Genomic DNA, 10,284 nt, shown 5'->3' on the forward strand with positions numbered 1-10,284 from the left:
TCCTCGGGGAGCTTCGTCCACGCCGTCGCGTGGTACGACCGACGTAACCAGCACCTCGGCTGACGCGGTTTCAGCACGCGGGCGTGCACCGCCACGGGAACCTGCCCCGACGGCACGGCGGCGCCGTCTGCGGTACCGGCCTGTGGCGTCCGGATTGAGCTGAGCATCCTGTCTCCTGTCCGCGGCCCCCGCCACTTCTGTGGGTCAGAGGCGGGTGGAGGCTGTTCACCCTCATGTGACCCTCGTGACCAGCGCAATCGTGGACCACCACGACACGGACCACGAGATCGTCCGGCCCGGAACCACGACAGTGGGAACGTGATGGCGGAAGCGACATCCCGGTTCCCTCGCACACGTGCGCGATCATGGTGGTTCTTCTCACGGTGGGGGTCACGCCACCGATGTCCGGCGCACTCCGTCCTCGTGAGTGAGGACGCTCACGTCCTCACGAGGAGGCAGGGATGTCCCGACCGGCATGTGCACTACGGGAAGCAGCACAGCTGCTGGCCGCCGCAACCGAGCGCGCTCATGCGGGAACCGGTCGTCTGGTTCTCGTGCGCGGTGCCACCGGCACGGGCCGCACCACGGTCCTGGAGGCCGCCGCCGAGGAAGCCGCCGCCCACGGCATGCAGGTGCTGCGCGCTCGCTGCTCCGCCGGCGACTCCGGGATCCCCTTCGTCACGGTCCGTCAACTCCTGTGCCCCGCATCCGAGTTCCTCGCTCCTGCCCGGGGCGGCGATGAACGGGCGATCGGCGCCGAGCTGCGACGGGTGCTGCGCTCTTACGCGGAGCAGTCGCCGGTGCTGGTCACCGTGGACGATGTGCACCTGGCTGACCCGGCGTCCCGCCGCTGGCTGGTGGAGTCCGCACGGCTCATGGACCAGGTGCCGATCGTCCTGGCGGCCACCGAGCGCAGCCAGTACGACGTCGACCCGCCCGCACCGGGCCTCGCCCACAGCCTCTCCCCTGCCCTGGTCACCACCCACACCCTGACCCCGCTGTCCGACAACTCGGCCGCCGCAGAGGTGCGTTCGGCCTTCCCGGACGCCGACGACTCCTGGATCGAGGACTGCGTACGGGCAGGCGCGCGCAACCCGCTGCTGCTGCGGGCCCTGCTGGACGATCTCTCCGACGGCACTCACCCGGTCGTGCCGGACACCTCGGCGGCGTTGTATCCGGGCGGGTTTCCGGCGGCCGTGCAGTGGTGGCTCGACTGTGCCGGGCCGGGTACCGCGGAGGTAGCGCGGACGCTGGCGATCCTGGACGAGGGCTGGGACCACGGACCCGCCCTCAGCCGAGGGGTCCCCGTCCTCCACATCCCGTCGCTCCTCGCCGAACTCTCCGGCGCCGACCCAGCCCGCGTCGCGGGCTGGATCACCGCGATGACCGGCCTCGGACTCCTGTGCCTCGACGCCATGGGCCGCGCCCGCTACGCCCATCCGCTGCTGCGGGACGCGGTGCTCACCGGCGTGCCCGCGGACCGGCGGCGTGCCGCGCACCGGACGACCGCCGAGGCGATGCTGCACCGCGGTGTCTGTAGCGAGCTGGTCGCCCGTCAACTGCTGCTCACCGACGTGGTGGGCGCGCCCTGGACACTGCCGGTGCTTCAGGACGCCGCTTCACTGGCGTTGCGTGAGGGGCAGATCGAGGACGCGGTGGCCTTCCTGCGCCGCGCTCTGGACGAACCCCTCTGCGATGAGGACAGACAACGCCTGCTGACCGATCTGGGCTCACTGGAGTACGCGGTGCCCGGCTCCTCGGCCGCGATCCTCAGGCTCACCGAGGCGCTGCGGCTGCCCGGGCCACCGCAGGAACGGGTGCGCGCCGCGGTCGCCCTGGGGACGGCGCTGACCGGCCGTGGCCGGACTCGCGAGGGGGTCGAGGTGCTGCGCTCGCTGTACGACTCGCTCGCCGACCGTCCCGACCTGATACGCATCCTGCGGCAGGCGTTCTTACAACTGTCCGACAAGGAACAACTGGTGCGGCAGGAGGCGTACAAGCGGCTGGCCGAGGTGGCCGAGCACTCGCCGGAGACGATCAGCACGGCCGGTCACGCGTTCCTGGTGAAATACGCGGTCACGGCAGGTCGGAGCTCGGCGACGGAAGCGATGTTGCGCCTGCGCGGGCTGCTGTCGGAACCGGCCGACCCGCTGTCCGAGCCGTACCTGCTGGGGACGGCCGCCGTGGTCGCACAGTGGGCCGACGAACTCGACGAGGCCGAACGGCTGGTGGAGCGCGGTCTGACCGGGCAACGGCCCGACATCCTGCACCCCATGCACGAGGCGCTGCTCAATGCCCGTATGGACATCGTCGCGGCACGGGCCGACTACACGCACCTACTGGCCGACCCGCCGCCCGCCGCCGCGGGCCCGACCCACGCCCATGCCCATGCCCTGTCGGCACTCGTGGAGACGGGCCGCCTCGCCGAGGCCGAACGCCTCGCCGACGGCTTCGACTTGCGGACGGCGCCGGAGTCCTCGGAGCTGAACCGATTCCTGTACGCGCGCGGGGAACAGCGCGCCGCGAACGGTGACCTGGCGGGAGCCCTGCACGACTTCCTGGAGTGCGGGCGCCGCCAGTCGGCACGGGAGGAGTTCAGCCCGGTCGTCACCCCCTGGCGCACGGCCGCCGCCGAGTGCCATCTGGCCCTGGGTGTCCCACGCGAGGCGCTCGCCCTGGCCGAGGAGGAGCTGCGCCTGGCCCGAGTGTGGAACACGCCCCGCACGGTGGGCCGGGCACTGCGGGTCCTCGGCACCGCGACCGGCGGGCGCCGGGGCATGGACCTCACCCAGGAGGCGGTACGGCTACTGCGCGGCGGCCCGGCAGGACCGGAACTCGTGGCGGCGCTGCTGGCACTGGGCCGTCAGCTGACCGCGTCGGGCGAGTCGTCCCGCGCCCGCGACGTCCTGCGTGAGGCGGCCAGGCTGGCCGAACGCCTTGGCGCGATACGGCTACGGGCTCTGGCGGAGGAGGCGCTGCGGGCGGGCGGCGCGCGTCGTCCGACGACGCGAACCGGTGCTGCTTCGCTCACCGACAGCGAGCGCCGTATCGCCGAACTGGCCGTAGGAGGACGCACCAACGCGGAGATCGCGGATCTGCTGCATCTGGCCCGCCGTACCGTGGAGACCCACCTGACGCACTGCTACCGCAAGTTGGGCATCCACCGGCGCAGCGCGCTGAGCGCGGCCCTGTCCGGGGGCGACGTGGTGTAAAGGCCAGCGCCATCACCGAAAAGGAATAGGGCCGCGCGGCCGTCGGCGCGGCACAGATAACCTGCGCCGATGCAGCGGATTCAGCGGGCCGCCGGCGCGATCGTCGGCTCAGCGGTGGGCGACGCGCTGGGCGGCCCCTTCGAGTTCGGCCCCCAGGGAGCTTTCTCCGCACGGTTTCCCACGCCTGGTGCCGGTAGCGAGATGTGTGGAGGCGGTGGCTGGGACCCCGGCGAGGCGACTGACGACACACAGATGGCCATCCTGATCGCTGAGTCCCTGCTGGAACAGAGCGGACTGGATCTGCCGGACATCTTCACCCGCTTCCAGCGGTGGGCAGCATCAGAACCGAAAGACATCGGCCTGCAGACCGAGGACGTCCTGACCAACGGCATGCCCTGGGACCTCGCCGCCGCGATCCACTTCCAGGTCAACCAACGGGCAGCGGGAAATGGCTCCTTGATGCGGGCATCGACCTCCGCGGTCCACTTCGCGGCCGCCGGCCAGGAAGCCACCATGGACGCGGCCCGCCGTATCGCTGCCCTCACCCACGGGGACCGCGCGGCATGGGAAGGCACCGCGATCTTCCACGAACTCATCCGCGTCACCTTCGAGGACACCGACCCCCTCACCGCGCTCCCGGACGTCGTGGCCCTCGTCCACCCCGACCACCGCGCCCGCTACACCACCGTCCTCGCGCCCGACTGGCACCCCGATCAGGCCACGGAGTTCAACGGGGCCGTCTGGCCCTGTCTCGGCTCCGCCGTCTGGGCTTTGCGCAGCACCACCAGCTTCGAAGACGCCGTACGTGCGGCAATCGACCTCGGCGGTGACACGGACACCGTCGCCGCGGTGACCGGAGGCCTCGCGGGGGCGTACTACGGACTGGATGCGATCCCCGCCCACTGGACCCAGCCGCTCCACATACCCCTCCCAGGATTCGATGGGCGGGTGCTGCACCTGACGGACCTGCTCCACCTCGCACACTGCCTCGGAGGCTGAACCGGGTCTTGATGGCATACGAGACGCGGTCCGGCACCGCCGAGGGCTGCGCCTCGCCGAGAACCCCACCCCTGTACTCGGCGTGCGCGTCGGCGGCGATCAACCGGTGCGCTGAACCGCTACGCGCCCGGCTGCGCCGCCGACACCACCCTGTTCATCAGCCCGTCGCGTACACGGACCCCCGCCCGGCGCTCTCCCCGCCCCGGACATCAGCGGCTCATCTCTGACCGGGGGCGGTGCGGGTCAGAGAGCGCGGCGTGCGGCGAAGCTCCTCAGTGCTCGCAGAGGGAGAACTCTCGTTCGTAGAGCTGCTCGTTGTGCTCGTCGACGAAGAACTTCCGTTCCTGCATGAGTTGTTCGCGGTAGCTCTCGGCCTGTTCCAGCGTCATGGTCGAGGTGGGCGACCATGGCTGTTGCGGTGGCACATCCGAGGTCGAAACGATCTTTTCCGACGGGTCTACCAGAAAGAACGCGAGAATTTTACGATGTCCCGGGCGGGTCGGGTCCGCGAGGCGGAACGAGCCGACGCGGTGTTGCAGGATGTTCGGGAACGCCAGGCAGCGGCCCGCTGGGGTCGATGACGATCCCAGCGTCTGATTCAGTTCGTCCTCGTCCTCCAGGCCGTAGACCTCACGCAGACCGTTGTCGTCGTTCTGTTCATAGGCCGGGTCGTCGAGAGCCGCCCTGAAACTCAGCCGGCTTTCGGTGATGTTCTCGCTGTCCCAGTAGTAGATGCCGGTCGAGACGATCCGTTCGTTCATCATCCCCTCGACATGCCAGGAACCGCCGGGGTACTCGGGCTTGTCCGGGGTGAGATGAATGGTGGCCAGCTTGACAATTACCTGAAGGCGGCGGCCGCGCAGGTCGACTCGGGCAGAGTCATCGGGCAACTCGGGCGAGGTGAAAGCCGGGGCGTCCGGGATGACCGGGCGGCGGTTTTCCCACCAGTCGTCCTGCGCCTCTCCCCAAGCATGGACAGCTTCGTAATAGGCACCATCATCACTGTAGGTCGATTTGTCCGGGTACTCCGGCTTCGAGTCGTACCATCCGTAGGGATCGGCCTCGATCCGCAGGAGCCGTGGATGGCGCAGGTCGGTGAGCACGTTCTCCAGCAACGGGCGCACGCGCGCGAACAAGTCCGGTAGGACGGAGACCAGTTCACGATGCGATTCGGGGTGGACGTTGTTGACGTACGAACGGAAGACGACATCGCCGTCGTCACTGACGTCGACGTCAGTGGGCAACCACTGGAATTTCTCCGAGAATTCGTACCGCGAATAGCGGTCCGTCGGGTTCTGCCAAGCCCGCTCGGGCGCGCCACTCACCGCGCGCACAAGGCAGAACAGTGAGGGATGAACCAGATCCAGCACCTGTCCATCAGATCCGGGATGCCAGTCACGTTCCGCTTCGGGGACCTCTTCCAGAACCCGAACCGCTTCGCGCAGCCGGGTTCTGAGCTCGTTGTCGACCAGCGTGTCCGACTGCCACACCCCGTCGACGGCGGAGACCTCGACACCGGTTCGTTCGTCCCGCAGTGCGGCGTAATGCGCGAGTTCGGCAAGCACGTAACGAACCTGGGCTTCGGTAAGACCCTGGGCGACCGCTTCTTTGGTCCACCTGGCGACGATCTCGGCGTCGTTCATCTTGTCGAACCACCCCGGCTTCGCCCGAATGTGGGCGCTGCACTGCATCATCTGAAGCTCCCGCAGCGTTCGCGGTGTCGCGAACGCTATGGAACGGGAAGCATGAAAAGGCAGCGGGAAAGCAGACAGGCCAGTCAACTCTCTTGATCCTCCCAGTCGGTGTACAGCAGCCGGAAGGATACGTCAGCGCACTGACACAGCAGCTCCTGTCATCGATGGCCCGGCAGCCAGGGAGGGCCTGGAGCCAGGTGCTGACAGGCATGGACCCGATCCAGGAAACACACCTGTCCAAACCCGGGCTCCTCGTCAGCATTGGCGCGAGAGGCAGGCCACCGCCGATTAACCACCGGCCACACGAGGTGAGCCCCGAGCCGATGTGGGTTCGAGCCCATCTGCGTCCGGAGCCGGTCGGCTGGAGGCATGTTCCAGATCTCGTGCTCGCTGCCCGCTGCCGCATTCCAGGGCTACCTATGATTTGAGCATGCCACCTGCCACTGCCGCTCCGGACCAACGTTCCAGTGATGTGCCTCCGGATGAGCACGCGCGCTCTCCGGTGGATCGGGTGATCACAGTGTTGTCATGGTGGTGGGTGACCGCGCCTTTCATCCTGGTGACTCCCCCGATCGCCCATAGGCTGGGGTTTCCGGTGGTGCGGGACCAGTTCGGCCTCGTGTTCGCGCTGACTGCGGTGATCAGTGCGGTGGCAGCGCCGGTTGCGGGGTTCATGGTGGCGCTGGTCGCGCGCCGGCGCAGGGCTCGCGGGCGTTTCGTCATGATGGGAGTGGTGACCAGCGTGCCGCTGCTCTTCTTCTGGGTTTTCGGCGTGCTGCTCGCTGAGTGACCTGACAGTTACCACTGCTGACGAAGGATCAGTCTCGTTGCGCGTCGCAGGAGCGGGCTTTCCGCTCGCCAGTCTCGTTCGTCTGCGCGACGACGCTGCCCGGTGGATGCCCGCCCGGGGCATCACTGGCCAGTGGCAGCCCGGCCAGCTGAACGAGGATCATTTCCGCCAGACCATGGCGAGTGGCGAGGTCTGGCTCGCCCAGGCCGACGGCCGCATGGACGGGCATGGGAGCTGTGGCGGGAGGACAGGGACGCCTGGGGACCGCAGCCGCCGGTGGCGGGCTTTGTGCGTCGACTGATGGGGGACCGCAGCAGCGCCCAGCCGGGGATGGGGCCGTTTCTGCTACGGGCTGCGGAGAGCCGCGTTGCCGCGGCGGGCGGGAATTCGTGCGTCTGGACTGCCTGGCCGGCAACGCCGCCCTGAACGCCTACTACCTCAACGCCGGTTACGGGGTCGTCGGTCACAAGGCGGGCAAGCCGCTGCTGCGACTCGCAGGAGACCCCGCACCTTTCTCATTTCGTTTGAGTGCGCTGCGCTCTGGTGGTCAGGGCTGGGTGCGGCGTGGCTGTCAGGAAGAAGAGGGAAGAGCTGGTCGAGGCCGACGGCATTCGCCCTGGGCTGATGCGCCCCGTTCCCGCGTTCGTCTGGCATAACCGTAGAGACCGGCCGTCAAGACGGCCGGTCCCACGAAGGGGTGTGCACGAAGTCAGGTCACCATCGATACCAGCGGCCGCGGCCACCGCCGGCGCTGGTGGAGCGCATGACGAAGCCGAGCAGCCACACCACCAGGATGGCAAGGGCCACCCACCAGAGGATCTTGACGGCGAAGCCGGCGCCGAAAAGGATTACCGCGAGAAGCAGAACAAGAAGCAGAGGAACCATAGTTAACGACCTCCTGCCCCTCCGACTGCCCCGACATTCACCGCTCATTCCCGCGTAGCGCCTCGTTTATGAAGGGGAGGCCGGGGCACGAGTGTAGGCCAAGGGCAAGATTAAGGAGGCCCTGGGAAACGCCATCGGCAACGACCGCATGGCCGCCGAGGGGCAGGCAGAGAAGAGCACGGGCGACGCCCATAAGGCCAAAGATAGGGCCAAGGACGCCTTCAAGCCCTGACGTACGCCCCTTCCCATGCAGAAGGGGCTTTCCGGAAACAATCCAGGAAGGCCCTTCTCAATGCAGCAAGCAACCGCGTCGTCGGAAGGTTCCGAAGACCTAGTCGGCATCGCGCCCGTTTACCGAGGGCGCGTCATGAACAAGGCGACAGCGGGTACGCGTAATTAGGCGATAGCTACAACCTCGATAACGACAAGGAACGACCCACGGGAAGAGCTCTATGGTCACCCCGCTAGACAATCGGGCAGCGGACGAACGAGACCCTGCGACGCCCCTGCGATACAGCACCGCCTGGCACACGGACACATCGCTGGCCGAAGCCCGCGCGGCCGTACGCTCGCTGCTGACCCGGGCCGGCTACGACCCCGACCACCAGTCTGGCCAGGACGCCCAACTCATCGTCAGCGAACTGCTCACCAATGCGTTGCGCCACGCACCCGGCCCGGGTCGCCTGACGCTCGAAGTCACACCCGACGCCGCCTTGCTGCGCATCACCGTAAGCGACACTTCCCCGCGCCCGCCCGAACTGCGAACGCACGACGCCCGCCACGTCGGAGGGCACGGCCTGCGCCTGGTGACCCGGCTGTGCGACCGGCTGCACACGATCGCCCTGGACACCGGCAAGCAAGTCGCCGCTCACTTCTACCTGCGCAAGCTCGCCAACTAGTGCACATCTGCGGTAACAGAAGCGCCCCCGCTGGTCCGTCGATAGGCGTGAGCGTGCCCGCATGCCCGGGGCGTCGGCCCGGGCCGACGATCACCGCCTGCCCCGTTCTTCGCCGCGTACGTTCCAGGGCGGTGTGGCGACCGCGTGGCGTCGTCGAACGCTGGCAGATCTCCAGGCCCGGCAGGACGAGGCCGCGGCGGCGCCGGGTGCCAGCGAACTGCGCGACCAGATGCAGCACTTGAATGCCACTCAGGCCGAGACCGAGGCGCGTCTGACGGAACTCGTCACGACCGGAAGGCCACTGTGGGACTCGCCCCGACAGGGATCGAATCCGAACCGCCCGAGTTGACCACCGCCTACCAGGTCATCCTGAACGCCTTCAACACACCCACTCCGATCAGGCGCTCCGGGTCCGCGATCTACACGGACACCTCAGCATGCCCACCGACGACCCGGCCATCAACGTCACCCGCAGCCGCCTTGGACGCCTCACCCGTCAAGACTTCCTCACTCAACCAGGACGCGGCCTCTACCGGAAACGGACTAACGCCGCTCTTCACGGGTTGGAATCGGCACGGCCGACGGCCGCCACTCTCGCCTGATCAGCCCGAACACCCACGAGTCGGATACCTCGCCGTTCACGACGCAGTCTTCCCGCAACGTTCCTTCACGCACGAATCCGATCTTCTCCAGGACCCGGGCAGATGCCACGTTGCGCGTATCGGTCTCGGCCTGAACTCGATTCAGGTCCAGTGTGTCGAATGCCCACTGCAGCAGGGCGTGCGCGGCCTCCGTCGCGTAGCCGTGGCCCCACATCGCATCGCCGAGGACGTAGCCCAACGACGCGCTGCGGTAGTCCGGGTTCCATCCGGTCAGACCGCACCAGCCGACGAAGGCCCCGTCAGAAGCACGGTCGATGGCCACCCGCGCCCCGGTCCCTTCATCCTCCAACTTCCGGCACATCGCGATGAAGCGATCGGCCCGGGCCCGCTCGGTCCACGGCGGGGAGTCCCAATAACGCAGCACGTGGGCGCTGCTGTGCAGCGCGAACAGGGGGTCCGCGTCGGCTTCGGTGAAGGGGCGCAGTCGCAGGCGAGCGGTGTGCAATATGGGGGTGGCCAAAGTCATGCGCACCATCTTGAGTCCCCATGGGCCGACAGAACACCGAATATCCGATGCCGGGCCGCCCCTGGTGAACGGGGTCTGGGGGCGAAGCCCTCAGGAATTTTCTGTTCCCACACCTCAGCGGAGTTGCTTAGGGCCTGTCCAGAAGTCGGGTGTGAGCTTGTGACAAGATCGCGGGATGCTGCGACTCACCGATTTCATTGTCGACTGCCCGGACACGATGAAGCTGGCGGCTTTCTACTCCGAGGTGACGGGCCGTCCGATCAAGGAAGGCAGCTCCGAGAACTGGGCCGGCATCCAGTTCGGCGAGATCGAGCTGGCATTCATCCGGGTGGACGACTACCGCGCTCCGCAGTGGCCCGACAGCGAGCACCCCAAGCAGTTCCACCTCGACTTCGAAGTGGACGAGATCGAGTCCGAGCAGCGCCGCGTCCTCGACCTCGGCGCGACGCTGAGGCAGGACTTCATCGGCCCCGACGGCTACGGCTGGCAGGTCTACACCGACCCGATCGGCCACCCCTTCTGCCTGTGCCGCAACAAGGGCGTCATCTGGACCGACCAGGGACCGATCTGGCCCAAGCGCGACTAGTAGTGCTTCGTTAGGTTCTGCTTCTGGCGAGGGGGCGGCCGCAGGTGCTGCAGGTGCCGGTCCAGCACCTCAGCAAGTCTTGGAGTGCGTC

General features: G+C 67.8%; 9 protein-coding genes and 2 pseudogenes. 8 read left to right on the top strand and 3 right to left on the bottom strand.

The features are described from left to right. Nucleotides 1–461 precede the first annotated feature (461 nt). Nucleotides 462–3,212, top strand: coding sequence for an AAA family ATPase (locus ACZ7M7_RS44065; RefSeq protein ID WP_472127388.1), 2,751 nt, complete (start codon nt 462–464; stop codon nt 3,210–3,212). A gap of 69 nt (nt 3,213–3,281) precedes the next feature. Beyond that, the gene (locus ACZ7M7_RS44070; protein WP_472127390.1) at nt 3,282–4,211 is read left to right on the top strand and encodes an ADP-ribosylglycohydrolase family protein; all 930 of its coding nucleotides are present in this window, start codon (nt 3,282–3,284) and stop codon (nt 4,209–4,211) included. A gap of 272 nt (nt 4,212–4,483) precedes the next feature. Here the strand turns inward: ACZ7M7_RS44070 and ACZ7M7_RS44075 are convergent, their stop codons facing one another. Further along, complete coding sequence (locus tag ACZ7M7_RS44075; protein ID WP_472127392.1) at nt 4,484–5,992, bottom strand: DUF4246 domain-containing protein; 1,509 nt, start codon at nt 5,990–5,992, stop codon at nt 4,484–4,486. 343 nt (nt 5,993–6,335) lie between these two features. Between ACZ7M7_RS44075 and ACZ7M7_RS44080 the strand changes: the two genes are divergently transcribed. Continuing rightward, entirely contained in the window at nt 6,336–6,695 is a 360-nt protein-coding gene (locus ACZ7M7_RS44080) for a hypothetical protein (protein WP_472127394.1), read from the top strand. Beyond that, nucleotides 6,688–7,351 (top strand): annotated as a pseudogene (locus ACZ7M7_RS44085) (GNAT family N-acetyltransferase). The gene ACZ7M7_RS44080 and the pseudogene ACZ7M7_RS44085 overlap by 8 nt, the downstream one beginning before the upstream one ends. Nucleotides 7,352–7,409: 58 nt before the next feature. Here ACZ7M7_RS44085 and ACZ7M7_RS44090 read toward each other — a convergent pair. Beyond that, nucleotides 7,410–7,580: a hydrophobic protein gene (locus ACZ7M7_RS44090; protein WP_383614707.1), complete on the bottom strand. Its 171-nt coding sequence runs from the start codon at nt 7,578–7,580 to the stop codon at nt 7,410–7,412. A 97-nt stretch (nt 7,581–7,677) separates the two neighbouring features. Here ACZ7M7_RS44090 and ACZ7M7_RS44095 point away from each other — a divergent pair. The 3 genes and pseudogenes from ACZ7M7_RS44095 to ACZ7M7_RS44105 form a co-directional block, all read left to right on the top strand. Next, nucleotides 7,678–7,812 (top strand): annotated as a pseudogene (locus ACZ7M7_RS44095) (CsbD family protein); the annotation flags it as partial. A 220-nt stretch (nt 7,813–8,032) separates the two neighbouring features. Further along, entirely contained in the window at nt 8,033–8,479 is a 447-nt protein-coding gene (locus ACZ7M7_RS44100) for an ATP-binding protein (protein ID WP_472127396.1), read from the top strand. 61 nt (nt 8,480–8,540) lie between these two features. Then, a complete protein-coding gene (locus ACZ7M7_RS44105) occupies nt 8,541–8,828 on the top strand; it encodes a hypothetical protein (RefSeq protein WP_472127397.1) in 288 nt (95 codons plus the stop codon). Nucleotides 8,829–9,022: 194 nt separating this feature from the next. Here ACZ7M7_RS44105 and ACZ7M7_RS44110 read toward each other — a convergent pair whose 3' ends face one another. After that, nucleotides 9,023–9,607, bottom strand: a complete 585-nt coding sequence (locus tag ACZ7M7_RS44110) for a GNAT family N-acetyltransferase (RefSeq protein ID WP_472127399.1) — start codon at nt 9,605–9,607, stop codon at nt 9,023–9,025. A gap of 175 nt (nt 9,608–9,782) precedes the next feature. Here ACZ7M7_RS44110 and ACZ7M7_RS44115 point away from each other — a divergent pair, with 175 nt between their 5' ends. Then, complete coding sequence (locus ACZ7M7_RS44115; RefSeq protein WP_472127401.1) at nt 9,783–10,193, top strand: VOC family protein; 411 nt, start codon at nt 9,783–9,785, stop codon at nt 10,191–10,193. The last annotated feature ends 91 nt before the right edge of the window (nt 10,194–10,284 follow it).

The organism is Streptomyces sp. NPDC111606 (genome assembly GCF_055656945.1).

What these genes read in the sequence shown, in the direction of transcription:
- ACZ7M7_RS44065 (WP_472127388.1), top strand. Translation starts at nt 462, where the DNA reads ATGTCCCGACCGGCATGTGCACTACGGGAAGCAGCACAGCTGCTGGCC.
- ACZ7M7_RS44070 (WP_472127390.1), top strand. Translation starts at nt 3,282, where the DNA reads ATGCAGCGGATTCAGCGGGCCGCCGGCGCGATCGTCGGCTCAGCGGTG.
- ACZ7M7_RS44080 (WP_472127394.1), top strand. Translation starts at nt 6,336, where the DNA reads ATGCCACCTGCCACTGCCGCTCCGGACCAACGTTCCAGTGATGTGCCT.
- ACZ7M7_RS44090 (WP_383614707.1), bottom strand. Translation starts at nt 7,580, where the DNA reads ATGGTTCCTCTGCTTCTTGTTCTGCTTCTCGCGGTAATCCTTTTCGGC.
- ACZ7M7_RS44100 (WP_472127396.1), top strand. Translation starts at nt 8,033, where the DNA reads ATGGTCACCCCGCTAGACAATCGGGCAGCGGACGAACGAGACCCTGCG.
- ACZ7M7_RS44105 (WP_472127397.1), top strand. Translation starts at nt 8,541, where the DNA reads ATGCCCGGGGCGTCGGCCCGGGCCGACGATCACCGCCTGCCCCGTTCT.
- ACZ7M7_RS44110 (WP_472127399.1), bottom strand. Translation starts at nt 9,607, where the DNA reads ATGACTTTGGCCACCCCCATATTGCACACCGCTCGCCTGCGACTGCGC.
- ACZ7M7_RS44115 (WP_472127401.1), top strand. Translation starts at nt 9,783, where the DNA reads ATGCTGCGACTCACCGATTTCATTGTCGACTGCCCGGACACGATGAAG.